Here is a 26696-nt window from a genome sequence, read left to right on the forward strand (position 1 = left end):
TCTTCTTAACCAGAGAAAGCCCCTTTTAGTCTAATTTTAATTGATAGATTCGGCAATTTTTAAGAATTCGTCCGTCGATAATTGCCCAGTTAATTTTAACATGAGTCCGCGCTGATACCATGTTAAGATATATACGCCATTTTTTTGTTGCAATAGAGTTGCCGGTGCTCCATTGATCGTAATATCTTTATTTACCGTATCATCGGTGTCGTATACTAAACCTTGGGAAACTGTTGATACAGCATTTTGTTGGGTAAAAAGAAGTAATTGACCCTGAACATCATAGTTAATGGTTATCCTGTTAACATCAGTACTAAGATTAGAAATCGAAATTTTCATAGACTTTGTTCCGGGCGGTAAATACTTGGGCTCAGCTATTTTAAAATAAACGTTCTTTTGGGCCTCTTCCAAAGTGGTCTCTTGCTCAACAAGTGCTCCAAGATTGTTAACTGCCGGAGTTTTCGTTCCGGTAAAATAGTTATTAATCGTCTCTGTTTTGTTTTGCGTAGATTTACCTACTATGTGACTTAGCATTTGGAGAAAACGTTCACCGAAAGCATAAGCTTGGACCGGTTTAAATAATGTCAAAGAGCTAATGATTAACATAAACACTGCCATAGCAGCTATCAAGGACTTCGGCGTTATCCGGCGGCTCTTTTTCTCCTTTAAAACAATGTTCTTAAACTTAAGCCATTCTTCATCTATTGAGGGAACCGGTATTTGTTGTAATTCCGAAGATATGCGTTCCTTTATTAATATGTCAAGTTGTTCATCGCTTAATCTCAATGGGATTTCCCCCTTAACTGGACGTTGTCTGAAGCATCTTGAATAGACATAACTTCTTTGAAGTTGGCTCTCGCCCTATATAGACGGATTTTTACATTCGGTACAGTTATTTTCAAAATAGATGCTATCTCTTCTAATGTCAAGTCCGAATAATATCTTAAAACCAATATTTCTGAATCATCAACCGATAGAACATTTAGGACACGTTCTATCTGATCTTTAATTAAATAAGCATGTTCAAAAGAATCAGCTACTGGAATTGTTTTAATATCATCCGTTATATCAGTTATAGGAACAACTTTTAATCGGATTGATGATTTAACCAGATTCTTCGCTTCATTAACTGTTATTGTCGTAACCCAGGCGGAGAATTTGCCTTTATCTTTAAGCTGGTCTCTTTTTCGATATGCCTGTAAAAAAGCTTGTTGAACAGCATCTTTACTTAGTTCTTTATCTCTAGTTATTGAATAAGCTATTTGGTATAGCTTGCTATAGTACTGTCTGAATAAGATCTCGAACAGTTCCAGGGAATTTGAACTGGGATTCATAGACAAATTAATTCCCCCCTAAACATTGTGAATGATACTACTTTACTCTCTTAAAAGTTCAATTTACTTATTTGTTTGCATAAAAAACCCTTCTCCAAAATAAGAGAAAGGCTAATAAACCTGAATTATAGTGGCAACCTGGCAGTCATAGCGTATAGCCTTAGACCCATAGCTTTGTGTCCCCGTCTTTCAACGGGTTTACCTTTTTCATCTTTTCTAGATAAATATTACAACATATCTTGCTCAAAAATTGTCGAAATCGGGTGATGGACAAAATATTTTTCAATATCTGAATTATTCTTTCTGCGAAGAAATATGCCGGTCGAAGTTACCTCTACTCCGACCGGCAGTTCATTTATCACAGTATCTCCCTTACCTCTACCCCAACCTTAAACAAAAACACTACCTCCGCCATCGATTGTACGATTACTTTTTCAACGAACCTCCGAAATAAAACATCGTCGAACTTCTCAATCCCACTCTCCTGCCCCATCAGATAATCCCTTAATTCTTCCACCCGTTTTTCCCGAATTGCCCGTTCTGTTTGTTGTTTTTTGAGCTTTGCCATCCGGTTTTGGATTGACTTAATCTCGGCGCTAAGTTCTGAGTGTTCCTTTTCATCAACCGTCCCTGCCTTCATTCCCCGCTTTACCAGGTTCTTCATTTCTTGTTGGAGTTCGGCAAGCCTGGCGTGTAGCAACTCCATCGTGTAGTTTTCCTCTATAGGCTCAAGCCCCCGGTAAATATCCTGCATTAGTTTCTCTAAAAAGGTTTCCTTACTACTACCCAGTGTTTTAAAATAGTTAAAAAAAGCCGACCAAGGTGAAAGCTTCACCCCAGTCGGCTACATTTTTATCCTTATTCAATCTCACATTCTACTTCAGACCCTTCAAGTAGACTAACAACCAACTTACCATCTAAAACGGTATCTTTTCCATCAGTTTAAAGTACTGCTCTACATCAAAACGCCCAATCGGTTTTGCCGTTTTGAATGTACCAATAAATCGCTGCGCAATGACTCGCTTAAGAACATCGTCTCCGTTACTTTGGTTTTCCCACTTACCCATGAAGTAATCCTTGTTTTCAACCACCGCATTGAAAGTGTTAACAAAGGCTACAGGTCCTTAGCTATTCGGTTAGGACCTTTGCCATCAAGGTAATCGTTGTAAATCCGTCTTACGATTTTGGCTTGCTTCTCATTAATCACCAAGTCCCCATTTTCATCTTTGTCATAGCCCAGAAACTTTGTTTGGTTCACATGAACCTTTCCCTGTTCAAATCGTCTCCGGATACCCCAAGCTGAATTTTCCGAGATCGACCGGCTCTCGTCCTGCTGCGTACACGAAAACATATACCATGAGATGTTCACTGAAGTAACACTAAACGCGCTTTAACTCCCCCAAAAGAATGATAACAACATAATTTGTAAGTTTGCCAGTAACGCGTAAGCAGTCTGAAACCTTGCTAAGCATTTAACCTTTAATTTCGACATTAATCAACTTATGATTCAACACATCAATTAACCCCAAGTCTGTCAATCCCAACTTGGGAACTGTAGGTAAAGAAATAAAGCAAAGAGACATAAACGGGGAAGGCAAGTGGCATCCCAACTGTCGAGCCGCCTCGTTGACCTCTTCAAGCTCTTTAAGCACAATCTCAGCTGGTTTCTCACTCATTAAACCTCCGATCGGAAGTTCCATTTTTCCTATGACCTGTCCTTCTTTAACGACCACCATACCACCCTGCAGCTTGTGAATCGCATTGGCGGCACAAGCTATGTCCTCATCATTCGTACCGACGCAGACGATATTGTGATGGTCGTGAGACATGGATGTCGCTAAGGCTCCTTCTTTCAGGCGGAATCCCTTAACAAAACCAATCCCCACCCCTCCGGTCTTACCATAACGCTCAACAATAGCCAGTTTTAAAATATCTTTTTCCAGGTTACTCAGGAGTTGTCCGTTTGTAATGGTGAGTTCTTCGACATCCCACTCGTTAATAATTTGGTCATCGTAAATCCGGATCACGTTCACCCGGGCTGTCGACCCTTGACTTTGCGTTGGGACAACAAATGCCTTAGCACTGACGGGCGCCTTGAGTATAATCGTCTCTTTGATCCAATCAGGGTAGTTTCTGTGTTTGCTTTCCACCACGAGATGGCCGTTTTCCGCAACAATCTGCCCCTCATAGATAACTTTAGCTGGAGCGATGTTCGATAAATCTTTAACGAGTAAGATATCGGCTAACCTGCCGGGGGTAATACTCCCTATTTCATCTTCTAACCGGAAATGTCTTGCACAGTTCAAGGTTGCTATTTGGATGGCCTGCATTGGCGGCATCCCCAGAGAGATCGCTTTATTTACATTATAGTTAATATGGCCTTCGTTCCGAATATCGATAGCATGTTTGTCGTCCGTACAGAAAATCAAATGTTCATGGCTCAGGCCTTGTTTAAGAACCCCTGTAATCAGCTCCTCGACATTACGTTCTGTGCTGCCTTCTCTGAGCATCGCCGTCAATCCTAATTGCACTCTCTCTAGGAGTTGTTCATAGGTAACACACTCGTGGTCGTCGGACATCCCTGCGCTGGCATATACGTTGAGCTCTTGCCCAACACGGCCAATAGCGTGACCATTGACTATCTTGCGTCGTTGCAGGGCGGCAGCAATTTTTTTAAGATATTCTTCTTTAATCACAAGAACCTTAGATGGATCTAACTCACCCAAGCTGATACTTTCTGACCAATCTAACATTTCTTCCACTTCCGCAAGACCAAGAATTCCACCCGTAGTCTCCAAGCCAGGTGCAGTTGGTACTCGGGAAGACACCTGGATAAAGGTCCTGTATGGGAGCTCCGCGATGGAATTGACCAGTGCTTTTACACCCTCAATTCCTGCTACGTTGGCAATTTCCATGAGATCCGCCATAATTGTCGTTGTACCATGCGGGACAAGGACATCCGCCAAGGCTTCAGGTGAGAGAAGAGTTGTTTCAAAGTGCATATGACCATCGATAAAACCTGGCATGGCATACATCCCGCCACAGTCTAGGGTTTCAATCGCATTTAATTCAGCCAATGGATCAATTGAAACTATCCGTTTCCCTTTGATGTAGATATTAGTCTGATAGATCTGTGCTGAGTAGACATTTACAAGGTTTACATTCTCCAACTTTAGGTCACATTCGATGATATTTAATCCGGCTTCAAGTACGGTTTTGATTTCTTCGTAGGTTCGCACTGCCTAACACTCCTTTTTTCAAGCATGAAAGGTAGATCCATGCATGCTAGCAGGTACAAAAATGAAGGAGCCAACACAATGTATTCTGGTTGGCTCACTTTTTGTATATAGAGTCCTTAACGTTCCTCACGTGAATATGGAATTCCAAGTGCAGCAGGTGTTCCTGAACGCCTGTTTTTTGTCTCCCGTGTAGTGAAGACCAAGACCACAAATGTAAAGACATAAGGCAGCATCTGTAAAAAATTAGATGGGATCATGACACCTAAGGCTTGAAGATGTAAGCCTAGTGAAGCAATAATACCAAATAGCCACGCACCCAGTAGAGCACGAGCTGGATCCCAGACGGCGAAGATTACAAGTGCAACCGCAATCCAACCTCGGCCAGCCGACATGTTTTCAATCCAGGAGGGAGAATAGGCTAGTGATAGATAGGCACCACCCGCGCCAGCGAGCATACCTCCGACAATAACAGCGGCATACCGGACGAAAAAGATGTTATGTCCCAGAGCGTCTACCGCCGATGGATTTTCGCCAGCCGCCCTGAGAAGAAGGCCTATCTTTGTTTTGTAAAAAACGAACCAAAGTATGACAACTAGAATTACGCTGAGGTAAACCATAATGTCCTGTTTAAAAAATATATCACCAATTATAGGAATTTGAGAGAATAGCGGGACGGCAACTGCTTTAAAGGTCGAGGTGGGCGGAATTCCCACCAAGCCACGTCCCAGGTATGCTGACAGGCCCGTACCAAAAATAGTCAGTGCCAGACCGCTCGCCACTTGACTCGCACGGAAAACGATGGTAATGACCGCATGAATTAGCGCCATAAGTCCGCCCGCTATCAAGGCCACCAATAGGCCCAGCCATTTGTTGTCTGTATAAGTACCCACGTAAAAGGCGCTTACAGCTCCCACGAGCATCATGCCCTCAACACCTAGATTCAAGATTCCCGAACGCTCAGCAATGACTTCACCAAGCGAAGCATATAAAATCGGGGTGCCTGCAACGACTCCAGCTGCAAGGATGGCGATTATATAGTTTAAATCCATACCGTCATGCCTTCTTTCTTACCAAACGGTAATTGTTAAAGATTTCGCCGGCCAGCACGAAAAACAGAATCGAGCCCTGAAACATGGACACCATGCTCGAAGGAAAACCGGAGGTCTGCAGGCTGAAACCACCGACCAGCAGCCCGCCCATTAGAAAGGATGCCAGCAAGATACTTATGGGATTCAGCCGAGCAAGCAAGGCAATAAGTATGGCGGTGTAGCCATAGCCTGGAGAAATCGTCTGCTGCAAGCGGTGAAGTACGCCTGAAACCTCAGCCATACCGGCAATTCCCGATATTGCCCCACTTAAAAACATCACCTTCAAGACATTTTTAACATAACTCATGCCTGCATAATCTGCCGCCTTGCGGCTGGATCCGCTGACGCGGATCTCATATCCCCACTTAGAATATTTGATAAGAAAGAACATCGCTATGGCAATGATTAGCAGAAGAAAGATGGCGTAACTGATTCGAGTGTTGCCGAAAACTGGTATGGTCGCACTATCCGGAAATTGTTTGGTGAGAGGAAAATTGTTTCCCTTTGGATCTTTCCAAGGACCATAAACAAGATAGGCAATCCAAAAATAAGCCACATAGTTCAGTAAGAGCGAGCTAATGGTTTCATTAACATTCCAGTAAGCCTTCGGAATGGCCGGAATCAAGGCCCAAAGTCCGCCGCAAATAAAGCTGGCAACCAACATGAGTGGGAGCATTACGAGTATTGGCAGGTTCGAAAAAAACAAAGCGAAATAGGTAGCACCAAAAGCTCCCATATAAAATTGGCCTTCTGCCCCGATATTCCATAATTGCATGCGAAAAGCCAACGAAACCCCGAGGGAACAAAGCGCAAGAGGAATCATTTCTACGAGCGTTTCACTAAGGCCATAGGCTGAGCCAACGGAAGATTGTAGAATCTCACTGTAAAGTTTTAACGGGTCCTTTCCAGTGAGCAACACAAAGAGGCCAGCAAAAATCAGCCCCAGCACTATGGAGGTCAACGAGATTCCAAACTTTTTCAGAGCCGAGCTTGAATTTGTTTTTTTAATCTCCCAATTTCCCAACAATTTAAGATTCATGAAGATCTACCTTTCTTTTACCGGCCATCATCAGGCCGATTTCTTCACGCGACGTTTCACTAGGGTTAACAACGCCCATGATTTCACCCCCGTGCATCACGATGATGCGATCCGTCATGGAAAGAAGGTCTTCCAGATCCTCTGAAATAAGGAGCACTGCCTTACCCTTTTCACTCTGCTCTATGAGTAGTCGTCTGACATAATCGGTCGCCCCGATATCAAGGCCACGCATCGGATACACCGCAATAATCAGCTTCGGATCGGAGTCGATTTCACGTGCCAGCAGAAGCTTCTGAATGTTTCCGCCCGACATCATCTTAACTGGGTTAGCTGTACTCGCTAACCTGACATCAAATTTTTGTATTAACCGATCGGTGTCACTTCTAACTTTATCCCAACGAATAAAGGCGCCATGATTCTTGCGATAACTTTTAAGGGCCATATTTTCATAAGCGTTAAGGTCTGTCACAAGCCCGGTGGTCATGCGATCCTCTGGTACATAGCTAATACCCAGATCAATCCGTTTTTTTCGACCGGATTTTGTGCAGTCCTTTCCGCAGAAGGAAACGCTTCCTTGTTTAACCATACGCAGGCCTGCCACAGTGTCGGCAAGCTCCTTCTGGCCGTTGCCATCAACCCCCGCGACGCCAAGTATTTCTCCGTCATATATATCGATCGAGATATTTTTCAATTTCAGCAAACCATTGTTGCCCAAAGCCGATACATTATTTAAAGACAGAACTTTATCGTTTTTGCGATGGGATTTCTTTTCCACCACGTCACTAATATTTCTGCCCACCATCATTTTGGCAAGCTCTTTTTCATTCGTATTTTTGGTATGAACAGTACCTATGGATTTTCCGTCTCGTAAAACGGTTATGCGATCTGTATTTTCTAAAACCTCATTCATTTTATGAGAAATAAGAATGACTGATTTTCCATTTTTAACCATCTTTAGAAGCGTTTCGTAGAGCGCATTGGCTTCCTGAGGGGTCAGTACAGCAGTCGGTTCATCAAGTATCAAAACTCTGGCACCCAACAGGAGTAATTTAATGATTTCCACTCGCTGTTGCTCTCCGACCGAGAGTTGCCAAATTTTCGCTTTTGGGTCGATGGAAAGTCCGAAGGCTTCTGATTGCTTGATAATCTGCTGCTCAATTTCTTTGAGGTTATAAATCTGTTTTAGATCCTTAATACTAAGCATGACGTTTTCAGCCACTGTAAATGGCTGAACAAGCTTAAAATGCTGGTGCACCATCCCAATACCGTAGTTGACAGCATCCTTCGGCGACGAAAATTCAGTTTTCTTGCCCTCAATGTAGATGTCACCCCCATCGGGACGATAGAGGCCTGTGAGCACGCTCATCAACGTGCTTTTCCCCGCCCCGTTCTCACCGAGCAGAGCATGGATTTCGCCAGAGTTAACGTTAAACGAAACCTGATCATTGGCCAGGATGCCCGGAAATTCTTTGATGATTTTGCGCATTTCTATCATGGGGGTATCTCCCATTGATCTCACCCTTTCAAACATTACCGCAAACCGGCGAGAGTCCCGCCGGTTTGCTGCTAACACCATTCTTCATTTCAATGGGGACATACCTATAGGTGTGTCCCCTGACCTTGTTCGATCGGTTAAGATTTGGGAATTGATCCCGATACGCCTTTAACGAACCAATTGATGGAAAGGAGAACATCATCGGGAGCTTTATCTCCATCTTTGACTTTCAGGGTGCCGCTTTGATCATAGATTGGTCCTGAGAAGGGATCGAATTTTCCATTCATAATATCCTGTTTTTTGGCATTAACTGTAGCCTGGAAGTCTTTATCAACTTTGTCGCTGAAAGGCGTAATATCAATGATTCCGCCATCCTTAATTCCGCCAAAATATTGTGTTGGTTTCCATGTTTTGTCCATAACTTCCTTGACTACTTGCACGAAATATGGACCCCAGTTGGATACATCACCAACAAGGATAGAATTAGGTGCAAATTTTGACATATCGGAGTCGTGTCCAACTGCCAGAACGCCTCTATCTTGAGCTGTCTGAGCAAACGTTGGCGAATCGACATGCATCGCTAATACATCGGCGCCTGCGTCAATCAAACTGTTGGCAGCAGTTTTTTCCGTTGCTGGATCGTTCCAGGAATTTGTCCAAACAACCTTAACTTGAACTTTAGGGTTGATCGATTGAGCACCCAGGGTAAAGGCATCAATATTACGGATGACTTCGGGTGTACCGAACGGTGCAAGGAATCCGAGAACATTGCTCTTTGTGTATTTTCCTGCTACCATACCGGTCAGGTACCGGGCTTGGTAGTCTCGGTTGAAATATGTGCCTAAATTGTCAGTAGTTTTGTAACCGCTGCAATGTTCAAAGACAACATCCGGGAACTTCTTAGATACATTAACCATGTAATCCATGTAACCATAGCTGGTACCAATAATGATCTTGTTGCCCTTTTGAGCCAGATCTGTGAAAACACGTTCAGCATCTGCAGTCTCGGGAACGTTTTCAACAAACGTTGTTTCAACGTTCTTCATTTGAGATTCGAGATATTTTCTGCCCTGATCCTGGGCATAAGTATAACCAAAGTCGCCCACAGGTCCAACATAAACAAACGCAACTTTGATTTTTTCTTCTGTAGCTGGCTTGCTTGCTTGTTCATTAGTCGATGGCTTGCTTTCTTGGGAGCACCCGCTGAGCAACACCGATAGAATCATAGCAAGGACCAGCGTCAGCACTCCAATTTTGTTAATTTTTTTCATAATCTCTCCTCCATTGTATTTATTAGTTTGGGATTTTCTCACGTAAATATACTGTTCTTTCATCCCTTCTTTCTGACTTGACAGTCTAAATTAATTAACACTTATCCTGGATACCGTCGTCACTTCCCGGATTCCTTACTTTCAGGCAGATTGTTAGGGAAATTGCCCAATTTGGAAATCGTTAAAACTATTTATAGAAGTTTTTCTCGGGATGATAGACAAGCCGATTCACTCAGATGGTACCTTAGGAAAACGTTTTCTGTCAAGTTCCTCATAAAGAAAAAAAGTATCTTCCACTGCTGGTGTCCTTGGTCTATATCTGCGAAAAAAGTCTATGAGCATAGACACTTAAAATGCCGGAGGGGTTATAGCCGAAATAAAGATCAGGTCTTCTGGACCAATGCTCCAAATCTTATGGGGAATACTCGAGAAATAATAGATACTGTCTCCTTCTGCTAAAGTATGAATGTCCTCCCCAATTTGGATTTTCATCTGTCCCTGTACAACCAAGATGTTCTCTTCTCCGGGATGGGTCAGGGGTTCGTCACAAGTAACGGCACCTGGTTCCAATCGCGCCATCATCATCTCCAAACTTCTGTTCAAATCGGGAGACAACAATTCAAAGGTAAGATGTGAGTCTGGAAATTTCAAAACCTGACGCTCATTTTTCCTCACAACTGGGCTTGATTTGGCTTCATCCATCAAAAAGTAAAATATGGGCACGTCGAGGGCATGGGCAATTCTTCTTAAAGAAGTGATTGAGGGATCCGTAAGGTCCCGCTCTACTTGGCTCAAAAAACCTTGCGTCACCCCGGTCCTTTCTGCCAAATCCTTTAGGGTCAGTTGCTTCTCCATTCTTTTAGTGCGGATTTTTTCACCCAGCATCACTTACCACTCTTTCCACAAGTTCGCACCGTAAGCAAGATTACTCAACAATACCGGCCATCAAAAGACCCAGTAACCGTTCGTCTGTTTCCTCCACTGGCATAACCTTCATAATTTTCCCTTCGTAAAGAACTGCTATGCGATCACAAATACTTGTCAATTCCTCTAGATCCTCGGAGATCAACAACACTCCAATGCCGTTTCTGCGAGCTTCCAAGAGCTTACTATGCAAGTATTCTGTTGCCCCGATGTCCACTCCGCGTGTCGGATAAGCTGCCACTAAGGCTACAGGATTTCGGGTTATTTCCCTCGCCAAAATTACCCGCTGGATATTGCCACCGGACAACCTGCCTGTAGGAGTTTCTAAGCTAGGAGTTTTAATGCCATATTTCTCTACCAAAGACGAACTGTGGGACATAATCACTCGGTTTTGCAGGAGAGAACGCTTGGCAAACGGGGGTTGGTGATGATCCTTTAAAATTAGGTTCTCCCAGATACTAAAGGAAGGAATAGTCCCCACGTGAAGCCGGTCCTCCGGGATATAACCCAGACCCTGTTCAATAATTCTAGCTGGCGCCATTTTTGTACTTTCTTTGCCATTTAAAACTATTTTTCCTTTACTTACTTTTCTTAGCCCGCCGATTACCTCGGCAAGTTCTTTTTGTCCATTGCCTGAAACTCCGGCAATTCCCAAGATCTCCCCTTCGCGGATAGTGAGTGAAACTCCGGCCAAAGCATCTGTCCCCATATCTCCTTTGGCGAAAACATCTTGAAGTTCTAAAATAGGTTTGCCTGGAAAAAACTCGCTATCCCTTCGACAGGGAGCCATGTCCCTTCCGACCATCAGTCGTGCCAGAGCTTCCTGGGAAGTTTCCAGGGTATTGACGTCTGCACAAACCTCACCGTCCCTAAGTACGGTCACTCTATCACTAATTGCCATAACTTCATTTAATTTATGGCTAATCAAGATGATTGAGTTTCCCTGATTGGACATGTTTTTGAGCAACAAAATTAACTCATTAGATTCCTGGGGAGTGAGGACCGCTGTAGGTTCATCAAGAATCAGCAGGTTAGCACCCCGATAAAGAGCTTTGACAATTTCGACGCGCTGTTGTTCGCCGACACTCAACTGCCAAACATAGGCATCGAGATTAATCGCTAAACCATACTTGTCCGTTATTTCTTGAACTTGTTTTTTAGCCGTTTTTAAATCTACCAAGAATGTCTTAGACAGCCCTAAGATGACATTTTCACATACAGTAAGGGTGGGAACCAGCATAAAATGCTGGTGTACCATCCCTATCCCAAGTTGAATGGCCTCACTGGGAGAGTTTATCTTTACCTTCTTGCCGTTAAGCGAGATATTACCTGCATCAGGTTGGTAAAGACCGTAAAGGATATTCATCAGAGTTGTTTTGCCTGCTCCATTTTCACCCAGAATAGCAAGTACCTCACCTGCATCTAAGTGGATATTCACATTATTATTGCTTAGAACACCAGGAAAACGTTTAGTGATTCCATGCATTTCTAGGTGTTGGATCTTTTCAACCATGTATATTCACCCATTATTTCTTAGGTAATTCCACCTTTAATTTGCCGCTAATAATGTCTTGTTTCGCTTGTTCTACAGCAGCTTTTGCTTCCGCGGGAATCTTGTCAGCCAGTTTTTCATTGTATTTTAGCTCAATCGTTCCATCGGCAAAAGTCAAGGTAAGGTGTTGTCCACCTAGAATTCCTTGTTTTCTCAAGTCAATAATTTTGGTTACGACCTTTTCCCAGTTATATGCTTGGGCTGCTAAAACTGTATCAGGAGCGACACTGCTTTGATCCATATCCGTGGAAAGCCAGTATTTGCCCTTGTTCTCCGCAACGGCTCGCATTGCTCCTACGGCCTGCTGCGAGGAACCAGTAAGGATGTCAGCACCTGCACTCATTTGAGTTTTGGCCAGATTGCCCGCTCCTACAATATCATTAAAAGAGCCCGTATAGGCAATACGTGTTTTGACATCGGCTTTTCCTTTTGCAACGCCCTGTTGGACACCAGAATTGAACTTAACTGCATCTCCAGATTCTACAGGGCCCACAATTCCTACAATGCCTGATTTAGTTGTCATGGCTGCCAGCATACCTAACAGATAACCACCATCTTGGGCTTGTGGGTCGTAGGCAAAAATATTCGGTGCAGTCTCAAAGCCACTACCATAGGCAAAGGTTGTCTTAGGGAAGTCCTTGGCGATATCCATTAATACGCTTTGATACTGGGAACCGTGGGCAATGATAATATCATACCCTTGGGTTGCATATTGACGTATAGCTGCTCCCGCATCCACTGCGCTACCCAGCTTTTCGCTGGTTACAACCTCCACCTTGTCTTCACCCATGGTTTTCTGAACTGCTTTCAAACCTTCTACCATGGACTGACACCAAGCTAGATCATCAACCGTAGCTGGGAGTACAAGAGCGATGCGAACCTTTTCCGCTTTTGCCTGCGGGGCTGTCTCAGCAGTCTTACTGGCGTCGGTGGTATTGGTACCACAGCCGGCTGTGAAGGCCAACAGGGTAAAGACGGCCAACATTAAAGTTAATACTTTTTTCAATTTCTTTTTCCTCCTTCATTTTCTATATCTGTTTTAACCATCGATATATTAACCTCTGGTTCCGCGCTGAAAGGGTTTACCCAGTGCCGCTGGGGCCCAAACCCGCCCAAAGGAGATTGCCAAGGCAACTATGGTTACCACGTAAGGTAAAATAACGGCTAGTTCGTAGGGAAAGTTAATTCCTAAAACTTGCACCATGCTCTGAAAAGAATCAGCCATACTGAACAAGAGAGAACCTAATAGAATCCCCCAAGGACTCCAGCGACCAAAATAAACTAAAGCAATGGCAATAAACCCCCTGCCAGCCGTGATATTATCTGCATACATATTGGCCTGACCAATGGTTAAGAAGGCCCCAGCTAGACCAGCTAGCATACTGCCGACAATCAAACACTCGTATCTGATACGCACTACATTCACTCCCAAGGTATCAGCTGCCTCAGGTTTGTTGCCCACAGCCCGAACATTAAGGCCCCAACTCGTCTTATAGAGTATAAAACCCGACAACGGCACCAGCGCTAAAGCTGTATAAACTAGTATGTTTTGGTTGAAAAATATCGGACCCAGGAATGGAATATTGCTTAGCAGAGGAATTTTAACTTCCTTCAAGCCGTCGATCGACGTGATTCCTCCCACGTACAGGCGGTATAATAAACCAGACAGACCCCAACCAAACATGTAAAGTCCTATGCCACTAATTCCCTGTTCAGCCTTAAAGGTTACGCTGACCAGCGCCATCAACAAACCCATTAACGCTCCTATGATTAGGCTAGCAATGATGCCTAGTAAAGGGCTTCCCAAATGCAGAGTAGCAAAGAATCCTGCAAAGGCACCCATCATCATGATTCCTTCCACCCCTAGGTTGTAGACCCCTGAGCGTTGGGTGAACATTTCCCCCAAAGCTGCCAAAAGATATGGTGTAGCTAAACGGATTCCAGTAGCTAGTATACTGATGATAATAGCGGAATTCATGACACCTTCCATTATTACTTGCCACCTTCCCCGTCAACTTTTTGTCCAAATATCTTTGCCTTCAAATGGGTTAGGAAGCTTGGATTCTTTAAGAAATAATCACTTGATACCACGAACAAGACGACTAGTCCTTGGATCACCATAACCATGGCTGCTGGAATATTTACAGCCCTTTGCATCATATCAGCTCCTAAAAGCAGGGCGCCGAACAGCACTGCAGCTGGAATAGTACCCAATGGATGCAAGCGACCGAAAAGGGCAGCAACAATACCGCTAAACCCGTAACCTGCAGATATACCTTCAATGGCGCGGTGATGAACCCCTGTCACCTCAACTGCACCTGCCAATCCAGCCATTCCTCCAGCGAGAGCCATAGCTAAAATCAAGTACCATTCCACTTTAATACCAGCGTAGCGAGCGGCCTCAGGTCCAGCACCAACTGCTCGCATACGATATCCGATACTGGTGCGCCACAAAAAGAAATAAACCAATACCGCTAATAACAGGGCGAAAATCAGACCGGAATGCAGCCTGGTCCCTGGGATAAGCCGACTGAGCCAGATCTGTTGAGGGATTGAAGCTGTTTGTGGCACACCCGTACCATAAGATACTTCTTTTGGGTCGATTAACGGTCCACGTATAAGAAACAGATATAATTGTAAGGCAATCTGATTTAGCATCACTGTACTAAGAATTTCATTGACAGCTAAGCGCGCCTTTAACCAACCAGCAATCCCTCCCCATACGGCGCCACTTAATCCACCCGCCAGAAATACCAAGGGGAGCAAGAGTACCGCTGGCATATCTGGCAAGGATACAGCGACTGCCGCCGCTCCAATCGCTCCAGCCAGAATCTGGCCTTCAGCACCAATGTTGATAATCCCACTACGAAAAGAAATAACAATCCCTAACCCCACCAAAAGCAGCGGGACTGTCCGTACAAGGGTCTCTGTGATCCCGAATTTGTCACTGATCGGCCCTGTAAACATCACTCCATAAGCTTTTAACGGGTCCGACTTTGCAAGAATGAGAAATACTGCGCCGATTAGGAGTGCCCCTACCAAAGCGGCAAGCAACACTACAATTTGAATAAAGACCCCTCTAGATCGTGAACTCAACTATATACAACTCCATCCTGTAGTGAAAATTATAATATGTATGAAATTTCGTTCCCCCTCCCCCGGTTTTAAAGAAAACTTGGTTGGCCGCTGCCTTAGCACTTAAGTTATACTTTTCTGACAAGTATAAAAAAAGCTTTCTAGAGATTAAAAATCTCCAGAAAGCTTCATTGCTCAATACCTGGACTTGCCCATATTATATTACCTATATTAAAATATTGCAATGATTTCTTAGTGTGAGTAAATTTCCGCACAAGAAATTCTCTATTGTTAAACATTTATCTTAATTCCTAGGGTCACTATGCACCGTGCCCTACTCAAGATTCTCTAATTCATTATAATCTTTACTCAAAACATCCGCTAGCAATCTGTGATCATGGAGTAAGTCAATTAAGATGCGCTCATCTTTAGTTTGGGTGGCTCGAGCATTGGTAAGAATACTTAAAGGCCGATAAATGGGAGCATCTTGAATTTTTAAGCTTTTAAATGTCTTTCTGTCACCTACCCGGCTAACAGTCAAAGAAGAAATAATGGTAATTCCAAGTCCTGCCGAAACTAGTTGTTTGATTGCTTGTGTACTTCCCAGTTCCATCGATATATTTAATTGATCCGGATCAAGCCCTCTCTCTTTAAGGGCCATCTCCATTACCCTGCGTGTCCCAGAACCATCTTCGCGAGTCACCAAACGCTCGTGAGGAAGTTCGGCTAAGGTAATACTATTCCTTGACGCCCAAGGATGGAAATAGGGAATCACAACTACCAACTCATCTTCCCAGAAACTCTCCACATTAAGATCCTTATGCTGGGGAACTGGCCCCTCTATCAGACCAATATGCATCTTCTTCTCCAAAACATCTTGAGAAATTGATTCTGTATTGGCGATCTTTACTTTAAAGTCCACGTCTGGGTGAGTCTTATACAAAAATGCCAAAATATTAGGAAGGATATATTCTCCTATCGTTAAAGTCGCGCCGAGCTGAATCAGTCCTCTCTGATTTAGTGCAAGAGCGCTGATCTGCTCTTTAGCATTTGTAAGCAGGTCTAAGACACTTCGAACATGTGCATAGAAAATCTGACCTTCTTTAGTCAAAGTAACTCCTTTATTAGTGCGATCAAAAAAACGAGCACCATACTGATTCTCCAGATTCTGAATCTGCAAACTAATACTGGGTTGACTCATGTGGAGCTTCTTCGCTGATAACGTAATGTTTTTGGTTTCTGCAACATCTTTGAACACAAGAAAATGTTGTTCCATGATGATATATCTCCCTTCCTAGCCCCCTATATCTATTGAATAGCGCTCTTAATTTACGCTATCATCTATCTATGCAATAGTATATTAACTTGTTCCTATTATTTTCGCCGGATATTTCGCTTTTCCTTCCATTTATAATTTTTATTTTGAAAAATTATACAAATGTACTCTAATTACTTTTAAGCAGTATAATTTTTCATCTTATGAAAATACCCGATTATTAAAACCTTGCACCTCTTCCCTAATAAGGATAGAAATGCAAGGTTTTTAAGCTAAGTTCTTGCTTTAGTTTATATGGGTTTCTTTTACTATTTATGAAAAGTTCTCTTCTCTAAAGCATTAATATACGCTTTAGCACTGGCTTCAATTATGTCAGTAGAGAACCCCTTGCCTAACACCAGACGGCCATCTTCATAACGCAACTTAACTGTGGCCTCTCCCAAAGCCTCACTGCTTCTAGTTACAGACTTCAGCGTATAATCTTCAAGCGTTGCAACATTCCTTGTTATCCTATCAATAGTATTGAAAAGAGCATTCACAGGACCGTTGCCACAAGCAGCATCTGTCATCATTTCCCCTTCTATTTCCAGGGTTACGGTAGCTGTCGCCATCTCAACTCCATTTGTCGCGATAGACATATCCCGAAGCAGAATACTATCTGCTGTACCCCCGGAATCTCCCATCAATACATAAAGGTCCTGATCAAACACTTCTTTCTTCTGATCTGCCAACAGTAAGAATCTTTGATAAACATCCTCAAGCTGAGCACCTTCTATTTGATACCCTAATTCCTCGAGACAATATTTAAGAGCATGTCTCCCTGATCTTGCTGAAAGACTAATCGTATTTTGAGGAATACCGATGGTTTCTGGTTGGATGATTTCATAGGTTTCTCTGTCTTTTAGAACCCCGTCTTGATGAATGCCTGAAGCATGCATGAAAGCATTGGTTCCGACAATCGCCTTATGATCCGGGACGGTCACTCCTGTTATCCGTGAAACAAGTCTGCTTGTGGCAGATATCTCACGGGTGTTAATTTTACTCTCCACCCCGTAACCATCATGTCGGGTATAAATCGACATAATCACCTCTTCCAGGGAAGTATTACCCGCCCGCTCTCCGATGCCGTTGATTGTCCCTTCTATCTGACTAGCTCCAGCTTTAATACCAGCTAGAGAATTCGCCGTTGCCATTCCCAAATCATTATGACAATGCACGCTTACAATTGCTTTATCAATATGCTTAACATTATTAATAACAAAACTAATTAATTCTCCATATTCCCATGGGTTAGCGTAGCCAACAGTATCCGGGATATTAACTACTGTAGCCCCAGCATGGATTACTTCCTCGATGACCCTCACCAAGAACGTTGGGTCACTCCGAAAAGCATCTTCAGCGTAAAACTCCACATCACTTACATATTTCTTCGCATACTTAACAGCAGAAACAGCCTGCTCCACGACTTGGTCCGGTGTAAGCTTAAATTTCTTGGCCATGTGAATTGGCGAAACACCTATGCCCGTGTGAATTCTAGGATATTCAGCATTGCGTAAGGCCTCAGCACAAATATCAATATCCTTTACTACCGCTCTTGTCAACCCACAAATGATAACTCCTTTCATTTCCTGTGCGATCGTTCGAACCGATTCCATATCCCCTGGTGAAGAAGCTGGGAAACCCGCTTCAATGACATCAACGCCGAGCTTCACTAATTGATGGCCAATTTCTAATTTTTCTTTAACATTGAGTGTGATCCCCAAGGATTGTTCTCCATCTCTGAGGGTAGTATCAAAAACATATAATCTACGCATATAAATTCCTCCTTAAATATAAATAAACCCTTCGTCTCTAATTGAGACGAAGGGTTAGTTCGCGGTACCACTCAAGTTGACAGCAAATAGCCGTCTTCTCTGCAGATACGGGAGTTATCGATATTCGTGGTTCGCTGTACGTAGTTCGACCGAAAAAAAGATCCTAGATCGAACTACTAACATCGAACAACTATCTTCGAGTCATCCGATATCCCCTTCCTTTTAACGGTGGAAGCTCCGTCCGAGCCTACTTTAAATCAATTTCGGTCGGCTACTCGAGGAAGAGTTCCAATTCTATCCCATTACTGCCTTTCACCAACCGGCAGTTCTCTGAAACGGGTACTGAACTGTACTATTCCCTCTCATCGTCATTTTAACTGTTTTATAACATTTTGACATTACTTTTTATTATTGTCAAGGATAAATATTAGGTTAATTTTGGTTCTCCTGAATTTAATTCTTTTCGACAGAGAAAACCCCGTCAACTTCATTGAGATCCTCGATGATTTTATCTATATTTATTCGCTTAAAGGGAGTTCTTAAAGTGTATTCAAAGGTTGTTTTGTTTTGCTCTTCATTTAATAAAGACATAGAAATATTTTGAGCGATTATTTTATGTGACTCAATAATACGGTTGATTTCTTTGACTTTGCAAGTTCCATTCACTGTAACTATCTGTAATATCTGTTTACTTCTAAAAAAATAATGTTCGACTGAACGCTCCAATGTAACAAAAACTAAAAACGTAGCCAGGAATGCAGAAAAATAGAATCCGGCTCCTGTGACTAAACCTATCGCTGAAACCACCCATAGTGAAGCGGCTGTTGTGAGTCCTTTAACCGAGACTCCATCCCTTAAAATAGTACCGGCTCCTAAAAAACCGATACCTGAAACAACTTGGGCGGCTAGTCGAGCAGGATCTTTGTTTACTGTCGTAAAATCCGAGAATCCATACATTGATAAAATCATGATTAAAGCGGCACCTAAAGAAACTAAAATATGCGTTCTAAACCCTGCTGGACTATCATGTCGCTCTCTTTGAAAGCCTACTATTCCACCGAAAACACAAGCTAGAAATATTCTTACAGCAATCTCATAATCAGTAATTACCACTGTCCCCACATCTTTCTCTGTATTTTCTCTATTTTCGATTATCTTCTACCTTACTTTTTGGCTAAAGTTCTCGTTTTCCCTTCTATAACCATCACTTAATATCTTTGTAACAATGAAAACAACCTTTGAAGCCACTCGTCCTTGTGCTTTAGCGTTAATGACTCATTTCACCCCTTCATATGACATTTTCCAACTCACATAGGGGTACTAAGCAAGGGACTTAATATATAAGTATGTATTAACAGCCTAAAATTTTCCGGCTAAAGATACCCTTCTGCGGAAATAACTAAAGGATATGAAATATAAGGGGGTTAAACGCTTGGAAGAGATAAACACTAGCATCGTTGAATTAGTGCCTGAGTATTTAGTGATTGTATCACAGTTGGAACCCACTTTAAATATCATAAGAATTAAGGTTTATGATCGGGAGCTCTTTTTTGTTAACCCAAATCCGTTAGTTAATGAAAACCAGCTTGGCCAATATTCTATCTGTCCTAGCTGCTATAATCAAACAGTTTCCGAAATCCGTGATATGTATGCTGGATGGTCCAAAATTGATAGAACTCAACCCATGAAGCTCATCGGAATTCATAATCAAGATCCTAAAAACCTTTATATTCAGTTTTCACTCGGTGAGCGTTGTTTTATCTACGAACGCAGCCTAGAGTTACACAGAGAAGTAGTATATGAAGAATTATTCGGTAAAAAGCATAACCATCGGCAGCGGGCTTTGAGTAGTGACGATGAAAAGTATCTTGTCTCTAAACTCAGATTTTTACCTAAGACCAAAAAGGCGATTAGCTTTTACCCGTTTAAAGCGACTTCTGGCCATACCTACATTAGGAGGCATCTCTCTTAACCTTTACTGTAAAATCTCCATAATAGACATGCGTCTGCACAATAAATTAAATTCCACAATCACGTTGCCTATGTATATGTTCATTCTGGACAAGTCTCAACGTTATTATAGGAGGTTATTCTAAGTGCAGGGTAGTCCAATTCTAGAAATCGACCTAGATAAAATAACATTTAATACCTCTCAAGTGGTCGAACGATGCCACCGAAAAGGGATAGAAGTCATTGGCGTAACTAAAGGATTTAGCGCGATCCACCAGATCGTCTCGGCTATGGTGGCAGGAGGAATTGACGGCCTAGCTGATTCTCGGATGGAAAACATTGTTGAACTCAGGGAGAAAGGATTTACTCAACCGATTACTCTGCTGAGAATTCCACGCTTAAGCAACGTCATGAAGGTTGTTCAGTATACCGACACTAGTATAAATTCAGAAATAAGTGTCATAAAAGCATTAGCTCAAGCAGCTAAACAATTGGGAAAAATTCACCGAATAATATTAATGGTCGATGTTGGCGACCTGCGTGAAGGGGTGCTGCAGGAAAATGTGCTTGACATGGCCAAGCGGTTTACTAGTTTTAAAGAAATTAAACTCATAGGGCTTGGAACAAATATGGGGTGCTTTGGAGGAATACTTCCAAGTTCCAATAATCTTGGGGTCTTGGTTGAATTGGGACGTGCTGTTGAAAACGAATTAAACCTGAAACTGGAGATAATTTCTGGCGGTGGGACTTCAACATTATTGTTAATTGAAAATGAACAGGTTCCTGCTGGAGTAAATCAGTTGCGGATTGGCGAGGGTATCTTATTGGGTACTGATACGACCAATAATCGAAAAATCCCTTGGCTTCACCATGACGCGTTCCACCTGCGGGCTGAAGTTATCGAGGTTAAATCCAAACCATCCGTGCCAACAGGGATAATAGGTCGAGATGCTTTTGGTAATATCCCAGAATTCGAAGATCTAGGAGTTCGGAAAAGAGCCATTGTATCGATGGGAAAACAGGATGTCAACATTAAAGGAATTCACCCTGTTGACGAAAGTCTAAAGATAATGGGGGCTAGTAGTGATCATCTTATTATTGATATTGAAGACTCAGAACACGAAGTAAAAGTTGGGGGCGTAATTGCCTTTTCTTTAGCCTATTCCGGATTGCTCTCAGTCAGCGATTCAAGGTACGTACGAAAATTATTCAAAGGTAATTGTGGTCCAACAACTAATACAACCTAAACTTATTCAACCGCCTCATATGAGGAACTCTTACCAGCGGCCTTTTCAATAATGTCTCCTACCAAGTCCTCAGGCTCCGGTTTCCCAAGGTAATACCCCTGTAAGTGATCACATTTCGCATTGATTAGGTAGTTAAGTTGTTCTAGCGTCTCAACCCCTTCAGCAATTGTTTCGATATTAAGCTTATGTACCAAGGAGATAATTGATTTCGTCAGTTCATTATAAGGATTCAACGAATCAATTTCTTGCACAAACGCCTTATCGATTTTCAACAAACTAATTGGAAGTTTTCGCAAATAACTTAATGATGAATATCCTGTTCCGAAGTCATCAAGTGCAATTCTTACTCCCAAGTCTTTTAAATTTTTCAATTCATTGGCGACATTATCATAACTATCAATAAAAATACTCTCTGTTACTTCCAATTCGAGACTTGTTGGTTTTAATCCAGAAGATTTAATTGCCTTCAAAACCGTGCCGCGAAATTTCCTTTGCCTTAATTGGATAGGTGAAATATTTACGGCCATAATTAGCTCATGACCAAATCTATCTTGAAACTTTTTACAAACGCTACTTGCTGTGTTTAAAACCCACTCTCCGATTTCGATAATCAGGCCGGATTCTTCTGCTATGGGTATAAACTCCATGGGACTCAAAAAACCTATTTCAGGACTATTCCAGCGAATTAGTGCTTCAAAACCACGAATCCTTCCCGTTTTAGCAACATATTGCGGCTGGTAGTGCAAAACAAATTCATTATTTTTTAATGCCTTCCTTAGTAATCTTTCAATAGTTGTTTTTTTCAGGAGATTCTCTTTCATTTTAATGTCAAAAAATTGATATCCATTCTTCCCCAATTCTTTGGCTTTATACATGGCTGTATCCGCATTATTTAAGAGCTCTTCTCCTGTTTCGCCATTATCCGGATAAATAGAAACGCCTATACTTGATGTTAGATTAATCATGGTTTCATTGATCCAAAATGGTTCCTTAAATATCAATTTTATGCGTTCTAAGTTCGGGACTATACTATTTTCCGGTTTTACATCTTCAATTAACAATGCAAATTCATCACCACTTAAACGAGCAGCTGTATCCTTGCTGTCGATACATGTTAATAATCGTTTTGCGGTTTCGATTAGAAGCGCATCCCCTATTGTATGTCCTAACGTATCATTTACTATTTTAAAGTTGTCTAAATCAAGAAATACCACGATTACATTTGTGCCATTCTTTTTAGCTATTGTAATTGCTTCTTTTAACTTATCCAAAAAAAGAATCCTATTGGGCAGATCTGTTATATAGTCGTAATAGGCCATATGACTGATTCTTTGTTCATTTTCTCTTAATTCCTCATGCAATTTCATTAGCTCTCTATTCTTATTTTTTAAATCCCGCTCATAAATCATCTGTTCAGTTACATCTTGAATAACTCCTAAAATCTTTACGGGCATGCCCGAACTATTACATACTACTTCTGCTATCGAATGCATATGCCTCTCTTCGAAATTGTCAGCTCTAATTATCCTGAAATTTACATTATATTCAGATTCTCCTTGAATCAAAAGTTCTAAAGCTTCATCCATTCTACTTCTATCCTCAAAGTGAACTCGCTGTTGTACTAATTTAAGCGATAACTCATGTTTCTCCATTATTAGGCCATATAAATTAAAGGCTTCTTCTGAGATCCATACTGTCTTAGTTTCCAAGTCAAACTCCCAATTTCCAACATGAGCAATCTTTTGAGCCCGTTTAAGCCTTGTCTTGCTTTCAGTTAGGAGTTGGGCAGCTTGATTCAAATCATCCATCTGTTGTCTTAGTTCTTCTTCTGTGGCTGTTACTTCCTCATAAAGTTGGCCGAGTAGCTCATTCTTATCTATTAATTCGAATTCCGTCTGTTTAAAACTAGTTATATCAATACATAGGGTAACAAAATACTCCTTTTTCGGGGAATATACCTCGACTCTGAACCATCTCTCTAAAGCATCTGAATAGTATTCAGTTGTTGCAGCTTTTCCAGTTAGAGCGACGTTACCATAAAAATTGATCCCATCAAATGGGTCCTCATCAGTTTTTGACCTAATTAATATTTTAAAAGCCTCGTTTGCTTCTATATATTCATAATCTATAGGATTACCTTCTTGATCCACAATAATCTTACGATAAGCATAGGCAGATAAATAATTGCCATTGTAACCCACATGTAACCTCCTCTTCTCCTTGTTGCTCTTCTTCTCGGGAGTGTTCATAGGTGAGATTCAAAGGAACAATCCTAAATTAAATAATATAGTCTAATTTCACGCTTATTCTTCGTTAAGCATTATTTTTTTCTACCTATTTCTCTACTTTTCAGAAAAATCCTGCTTCAAATTTAAAAGCCAAGGTTCTTTCCCTCCTTAAACTACACTCCTGGCTTGCGCAAAAAAGAAAGGCCTTAATATTGGGAATCTCCAATTGGACTCTTTATATAATCATCCAATTGGATGTTGTAAGCAGGTGACCTCCCCCGTATAATGAGCCTAAATTATTCCAGAGGGGGAACAAACTATGGCACATTGTTATGCAGAACGCGTCAATTACATGGCTAATTCGGCAATTCGCGAGATCCTAAAAGTGACTGAACAACCAAATGTCATCTCTTTCGCTGGCGGCCTTCCAGCTCCAGAATTATTTCCACTTTCCGATATCAGAGAATCTTATGATCGAGTTCTTGGAGCAGGCGACCCTTCTGTCCTCCAATACGGTACCACTGAGGGATATTTACCCTTGCGCGAGGAGATATCTGCTCAAATGAGAGCTAAAGGAATTCAAGCTGAAGCGGGCAATATCTTTCTCACCAACGGTTCTCAGCAAGGATTGGATCTGATTGCCAAACTATTCCTGAACCCCGGAGATGAAGTGCTTCTGCAAAATCCCAGCTATCTTGGCGCCATCCAAACTTTCCGGAGTTACCAGGCCAATTTCAGGTTAGTTCCAACAATTCAAGGAGGAATCGACCTGCCTGCCCTCGAATTATCTATTAAAGAACATCGACCTAAAATTATTTACCTGGCTCCTACTTATCAGAACCCCACTGGTACCACTCTTACTGTTGAAGAACGGAAGGCCATTGCTCGTATAGCGTGTCAGTACGGGGTCCCGGTAATAGAAGATGATCCCTACGGCGAACTCCGCTATGATGGGCCAATTATTGCACCAATCAAGTCCCTCGCCGCTGAGGACACAGTAATTTACCTGGGCACTTTTTCTAAGACCCTGGCCCCTGGCTTTCGACTTGGTTGGATCGTCGCCGACCAAGAACTAATAACTAAACTGACTGTCGCCAAACAAGGAACCGATTTGCATACCAGTACTCTCATCCAGCGAGCCACTCATTATTATTTAACTCATTTTAACGCGGCCGAACACATCGAAACGATTCGCCAGACCTATAAAAGACGACGAGACCTGATGCTGGACGAACTCAAAGCAAACTTCTCAACTCAGGTCAAATGGACCGAGCCGACTGGAGGCATGTTTATATGGCTGACCCTGCCAGATAATTATGATACTGATAAGCTTTTAACTCGTGCAGTGACAGGCAATGTAGCCTATGTGCCTGGTAGCCATTTTTTTGCCTGCGCAGGGAGTCACAGCAGCATGAGATTGAACTTTTCCAACCCTTCACCGATACAAATTAAACAGGGTATTAAAACACTCGCAGAAATTCTAGCTGTTAGCCATTAGCTATTAGTCGCAACAACACAAAGCGAGTAACTCATTTATTTTATGAGACCCAATCTTTTGACATAATCGCATCATCATCCATACTGTATTTTGAGGGGAAGAACAACCATGCAACTGCAAATAGATCGCTCCATCAAGACACCCCTATACTTGCAGATTAGGAGCCAAATTCGGCAACTCATCCTAGCTAACGAACTCCCTCCAGGTTTTCGTCTTCCCCCCGAGAGAAAGCTCGCCGCGTCATTAGGGGTAAATCGAACTACAGTTGTCAATGCCTACCATGAACTAGTGGCCGATGGGTTGATCCAACCCCACGTGGGCAAAGGAACTGTCGTCGTTAATGCCCCTCTGTCCACCGAACATTTTTCTCTTGACCATTTCACTAGCGGTGATTCCAGGGTACGGCCTTCATCAATCCAGCCTATATCCTGGCAGAACTTTTACACTAAGCAGTCTGAGCGCATGTATAACCCAGTCTTGGCCTCTATTCTGGATGAGATTGGCGAAGAAGACCAAATCTCTTTCGCTTTGGGATCGCCAGCTGGCGAATACTATCCTCTTGAAGAATTCCGGCAAATTAGTAAAGAAGTGATGCGTTCAGGCAACTGGCAAGCCTTCGAGTACGGGCCCACGATTGGCCATTATCCTCTCCGAAAATACTTGAAAGAATGGCTAAGCCACCGTAGCATCCAAACTCAGACCCAAAACATCATGATTTTATCGGGTTCTCAACAGGGACTCGATCTACTTGCTAAAGTTTTTATAGAACCTGGAGACTATATCGTGATGGAGGAACCATCCTTCCTGGGGGCTATTGGGGTTTTCAAGGCGGCTGGTGCTCACATTCTTACGGTACCATTGGATCAGGAGGGCCTAAGAACCGACTTGTTAGAACAGATTCTTTCGCGCCATCGCCCCAAATTTATCTACACCTTACCAACGTTCCAAAATCCATCCGGCACAAAAATGAGTCTGTCTCGCCGTCAGGAACTCCTCAAATTAGCCTATCAATATCACGTACCAATCCTGGAAGATGACCCTTATAGTGAACTCTATTACGAAGGGATGCCATCCCCTTCTCTCAAGTCCATGGATAAACATGGCCATGTTATCTATCTCGGAACGTTCTCGAAAATGCTTTTTCCGGGACTTCGCCTAGGCTGGTGTGTGGCACCTTCCGCAGTACTTGAACAACTTGCCCTAGCCAAACAGCACGTAGACCTTCATACCAGCACTACCGTTCAATGGATGATGACTGACTTCTGCCGCCAGGGACTGTTAGACAAACACCTTCTTATAGTAAGAAACCGATATCTGCAACAACTCAACACTATGGTAACAGCCTTAACGGAATTTGCTCCACCGGGCTTGTCTTGGACTGTGCCGGAGGGGGGTTTTTACTTGTGGTGTGAACTGCCACCCGGCATAAAGGCCGCGACACTCCTCACTAAAGCGGCTGAGAAGAAAGTGACTTTTATTCCCGGGAATGCCTTTTATATCAATTCTGGAGGAAAAAACCGAATCAGACTCTGTTTCAGTCGTCATTCAGAAACAACGATTCGAGAAGGGATACGTCGCCTCTGTACAGCTGTTTTAGAAATATTAAATCAGCCTCATCCTGCGAGTGCTAATAGCCGATTTAGATGTAGCGAACCATTAGTGTAGT

Annotated in this window: 24 protein-coding genes, 1 riboswitch and 1 other annotated feature; of the genes, 4 read left to right on the top strand and 20 right to left on the bottom strand. The window is 42.5% G+C overall.

Features of this window, described 5'->3' with window-relative positions; genetic code table 11:
* Positions 1 to 36: 36 nt before the first annotated feature.
* The 19 genes from DOT_RS15280 to DOT_RS15360 all read right to left on the bottom strand — a co-directional run bounded on the left by DOT_RS15280 (position 37) and on the right by DOT_RS15360 (position 19220).
* On the bottom strand, positions 37 to 786 hold the full coding sequence (locus DOT_RS15280) for a DUF4367 domain-containing protein (protein WP_009620505.1): 750 nt from the start codon (positions 784 to 786) through the stop codon (positions 37 to 39).
* Positions 783 to 1334, bottom strand: a complete 552-nt coding sequence (locus tag DOT_RS15285) for a sigma-70 family RNA polymerase sigma factor (protein ID WP_040412399.1) — start codon at positions 1332 to 1334, stop codon at positions 783 to 785. The genes DOT_RS15280 and DOT_RS15285 overlap by 4 nt, the downstream gene beginning before the upstream one ends.
* 129 nt (positions 1335 to 1463) lie before the next feature.
* Positions 1464 to 1547, bottom strand: a riboswitch (cyclic di-GMP riboswitch).
* Between the two features lie 14 nt (positions 1548 to 1561).
* Positions 1562 to 1696 carry a hypothetical protein gene (locus DOT_RS32435; protein ID WP_009620509.1) on the bottom strand — a complete coding sequence of 45 codons (135 nt, stop codon included), beginning with the start codon at positions 1694 to 1696 and terminating at the stop codon, positions 1562 to 1564.
* Positions 1693 to 2169, bottom strand: coding sequence for a hypothetical protein (locus DOT_RS15290; RefSeq protein WP_009620511.1), 477 nt, complete (start codon positions 2167 to 2169; stop codon positions 1693 to 1695). Before DOT_RS15290 ends, DOT_RS32435 begins: the two co-directional genes overlap by 4 nt.
* Positions 2170 to 2251: 82 nt before the next feature.
* Positions 2252 to 2425 carry a hypothetical protein gene (locus DOT_RS31265; protein ID WP_242833850.1) on the bottom strand — a complete coding sequence of 58 codons (174 nt, stop codon included), beginning with the start codon at positions 2423 to 2425 and terminating at the stop codon, positions 2252 to 2254.
* 23 nt (positions 2426 to 2448) lie between these two features.
* Positions 2449 to 2703 (bottom strand): hypothetical protein, encoded by a 255-nt coding sequence (locus DOT_RS31270; protein WP_083824131.1) that lies wholly within the window; start codon positions 2701 to 2703, stop codon positions 2449 to 2451.
* A gap of 103 nt (positions 2704 to 2806) precedes the next feature.
* Entirely contained in the window at positions 2807 to 4573 is a 1767-nt protein-coding gene (ade, locus tag DOT_RS15300) for an adenine deaminase (protein ID WP_009620517.1), read from the bottom strand.
* Between the two features lie 116 nt (positions 4574 to 4689).
* Positions 4690 to 5622 carry an ABC transporter permease gene (locus DOT_RS15305; protein WP_009620519.1) on the bottom strand — a complete coding sequence of 311 codons (933 nt, stop codon included), beginning with the start codon at positions 5620 to 5622 and terminating at the stop codon, positions 4690 to 4692.
* 4 nt (positions 5623 to 5626) lie between these two features.
* Positions 5627 to 6700: an ABC transporter permease gene (locus DOT_RS15310; protein WP_009620521.1), complete on the bottom strand. Its 1074-nt coding sequence runs from the start codon at positions 6698 to 6700 to the stop codon at positions 5627 to 5629.
* Positions 6690 to 8195 (bottom strand): ABC transporter ATP-binding protein, encoded by a 1506-nt coding sequence (locus DOT_RS15315; protein WP_009620523.1) that lies wholly within the window; start codon positions 8193 to 8195, stop codon positions 6690 to 6692. Before DOT_RS15315 ends, DOT_RS15310 begins: the two co-directional genes overlap by 11 nt.
* A 137-nt stretch (positions 8196 to 8332) precedes the next feature.
* On the bottom strand, positions 8333 to 9466 hold the full coding sequence (locus DOT_RS15320) for a BMP family ABC transporter substrate-binding protein (protein WP_009620525.1): 1134 nt from the start codon (positions 9464 to 9466) through the stop codon (positions 8333 to 8335).
* A 348-nt stretch (positions 9467 to 9814) separates the two neighbouring features.
* Positions 9815 to 10351: a helix-turn-helix domain-containing protein gene (locus DOT_RS15325; RefSeq protein WP_009620529.1), complete on the bottom strand. Its 537-nt coding sequence runs from the start codon at positions 10349 to 10351 to the stop codon at positions 9815 to 9817.
* A 40-nt stretch (positions 10352 to 10391) separates the two neighbouring features.
* Positions 10392 to 11903 (bottom strand): ABC transporter ATP-binding protein, encoded by a 1512-nt coding sequence (locus DOT_RS15330; protein WP_009620531.1) that lies wholly within the window; start codon positions 11901 to 11903, stop codon positions 10392 to 10394.
* Positions 11904 to 11916: 13 nt separating this feature from the next.
* The gene (locus tag DOT_RS15335; RefSeq protein ID WP_009620533.1) at positions 11917 to 12948 is read right to left on the bottom strand and encodes a BMP family protein; all 1032 of its coding nucleotides are present in this window, start codon (positions 12946 to 12948) and stop codon (positions 11917 to 11919) included.
* 48 nt (positions 12949 to 12996) lie between these two features.
* Positions 12997 to 13932 (bottom strand): ABC transporter permease, encoded by a 936-nt coding sequence (locus DOT_RS15340; protein WP_009620535.1) that lies wholly within the window; start codon positions 13930 to 13932, stop codon positions 12997 to 12999.
* Positions 13933 to 13934: 2 nt separating this feature from the next.
* A complete protein-coding gene (locus DOT_RS15345) occupies positions 13935 to 15038 on the bottom strand; it encodes an ABC transporter permease (RefSeq protein WP_040412372.1) in 1104 nt (367 codons plus the stop codon).
* Between the two features lie 313 nt (positions 15039 to 15351).
* Positions 15352 to 16293, bottom strand: a complete 942-nt coding sequence (locus tag DOT_RS15350) for a LysR family transcriptional regulator (protein ID WP_009620541.1) — start codon at positions 16291 to 16293, stop codon at positions 15352 to 15354.
* 308 nt (positions 16294 to 16601) lie between these two features.
* Positions 16602 to 18107 carry a 2-isopropylmalate synthase gene (locus tag DOT_RS15355; protein WP_009620543.1) on the bottom strand — a complete coding sequence of 502 codons (1506 nt, stop codon included), beginning with the start codon at positions 18105 to 18107 and terminating at the stop codon, positions 16602 to 16604.
* A gap of 39 nt (positions 18108 to 18146) precedes the next feature.
* Positions 18147 to 18482: a binding site (T-box leader), on the bottom strand.
* Between the two features lie 78 nt (positions 18483 to 18560).
* Positions 18561 to 19220 (bottom strand): MgtC/SapB family protein, encoded by a 660-nt coding sequence (locus tag DOT_RS15360; RefSeq protein WP_040412377.1) that lies wholly within the window; start codon positions 19218 to 19220, stop codon positions 18561 to 18563.
* 319 nt (positions 19221 to 19539) lie between these two features.
* Between DOT_RS15360 and DOT_RS15365 the strand changes: the two genes are divergently transcribed.
* Together DOT_RS15365 and DOT_RS15370 are read left to right on the top strand one after the other, a co-directional pair.
* On the top strand, positions 19540 to 20079 hold the full coding sequence (locus DOT_RS15365; protein ID WP_139024219.1) for a hypothetical protein: 540 nt from the start codon (positions 19540 to 19542) through the stop codon (positions 20077 to 20079).
* A 124-nt stretch (positions 20080 to 20203) separates the two neighbouring features.
* On the top strand, positions 20204 to 21304 hold the full coding sequence (locus tag DOT_RS15370) for an alanine/ornithine racemase family PLP-dependent enzyme (RefSeq protein WP_009620549.1): 1101 nt from the start codon (positions 20204 to 20206) through the stop codon (positions 21302 to 21304).
* 2 nt (positions 21305 to 21306) lie between these two features.
* Here the strand turns inward: DOT_RS15370 and DOT_RS15375 are convergent, their stop codons facing one another.
* Positions 21307 to 23505 (bottom strand): GGDEF domain-containing phosphodiesterase, encoded by a 2199-nt coding sequence (locus DOT_RS15375; protein ID WP_009620551.1) that lies wholly within the window; start codon positions 23503 to 23505, stop codon positions 21307 to 21309.
* A 346-nt stretch (positions 23506 to 23851) separates the two neighbouring features.
* Between DOT_RS15375 and DOT_RS15380 the strand changes: the two genes are divergently transcribed.
* Together DOT_RS15380 and DOT_RS15385 are read left to right on the top strand one after the other, a co-directional pair.
* Positions 23852 to 25030, top strand: a complete 1179-nt coding sequence (locus tag DOT_RS15380) for a PLP-dependent aminotransferase family protein (RefSeq protein ID WP_009620553.1) — start codon at positions 23852 to 23854, stop codon at positions 25028 to 25030.
* Between the two features lie 108 nt (positions 25031 to 25138).
* The gene (locus tag DOT_RS15385) at positions 25139 to 26695 is read left to right on the top strand and encodes a PLP-dependent aminotransferase family protein (protein WP_009620555.1); all 1557 of its coding nucleotides are present in this window, start codon (positions 25139 to 25141) and stop codon (positions 26693 to 26695) included.
* Position 26696: the final 1 nt, after the last annotated feature.

Source organism: Desulfosporosinus sp. OT, from assembly GCF_000224515.1.
GTDB lineage: Bacteria > Bacillota > Desulfitobacteriia > Desulfitobacteriales > Desulfitobacteriaceae > Desulfosporosinus.

Excerpts from the sequence above, each read along its gene's own strand:
- DOT_RS15325 (WP_009620529.1), bottom strand. The coding sequence starts at position 10,351 with ATGCTGGGTGAAAAAATCCGCACTAAAAGAATGGAGAAGCAACTGACC.
- DOT_RS15310 (WP_009620521.1), bottom strand. The coding sequence starts at position 6,700 with ATGAATCTTAAATTGTTGGGAAATTGGGAGATTAAAAAAACAAATTCA.
- DOT_RS15355 (WP_009620543.1), bottom strand. The coding sequence starts at position 18,107 with ATGCGTAGATTATATGTTTTTGATACTACCCTCAGAGATGGAGAACAA.
- DOT_RS15305 (WP_009620519.1), bottom strand. The coding sequence starts at position 5,622 with ATGGATTTAAACTATATAATCGCCATCCTTGCAGCTGGAGTCGTTGCA.
- DOT_RS15320 (WP_009620525.1), bottom strand. The coding sequence starts at position 9,466 with ATGAAAAAAATTAACAAAATTGGAGTGCTGACGCTGGTCCTTGCTATG.
- DOT_RS15330 (WP_009620531.1), bottom strand. The coding sequence starts at position 11,903 with ATGGTTGAAAAGATCCAACACCTAGAAATGCATGGAATCACTAAACGT.
- DOT_RS15385 (WP_009620555.1), top strand. The coding sequence starts at position 25,139 with ATGCAACTGCAAATAGATCGCTCCATCAAGACACCCCTATACTTGCAG.
- DOT_RS15315 (WP_009620523.1), bottom strand. The coding sequence starts at position 8,195 with ATGATAGAAATGCGCAAAATCATCAAAGAATTTCCGGGCATCCTGGCC.
- DOT_RS15285 (WP_040412399.1), bottom strand. The coding sequence starts at position 1,334 with ATGAATCCCAGTTCAAATTCCCTGGAACTGTTCGAGATCTTATTCAGA.
- DOT_RS15380 (WP_009620553.1), top strand. The coding sequence starts at position 23,852 with ATGGCACATTGTTATGCAGAACGCGTCAATTACATGGCTAATTCGGCA.
- DOT_RS15350 (WP_009620541.1), bottom strand. The coding sequence starts at position 16,293 with ATGGAACAACATTTTCTTGTGTTCAAAGATGTTGCAGAAACCAAAAAC.
- DOT_RS15340 (WP_009620535.1), bottom strand. The coding sequence starts at position 13,932 with ATGGAAGGTGTCATGAATTCCGCTATTATCATCAGTATACTAGCTACT.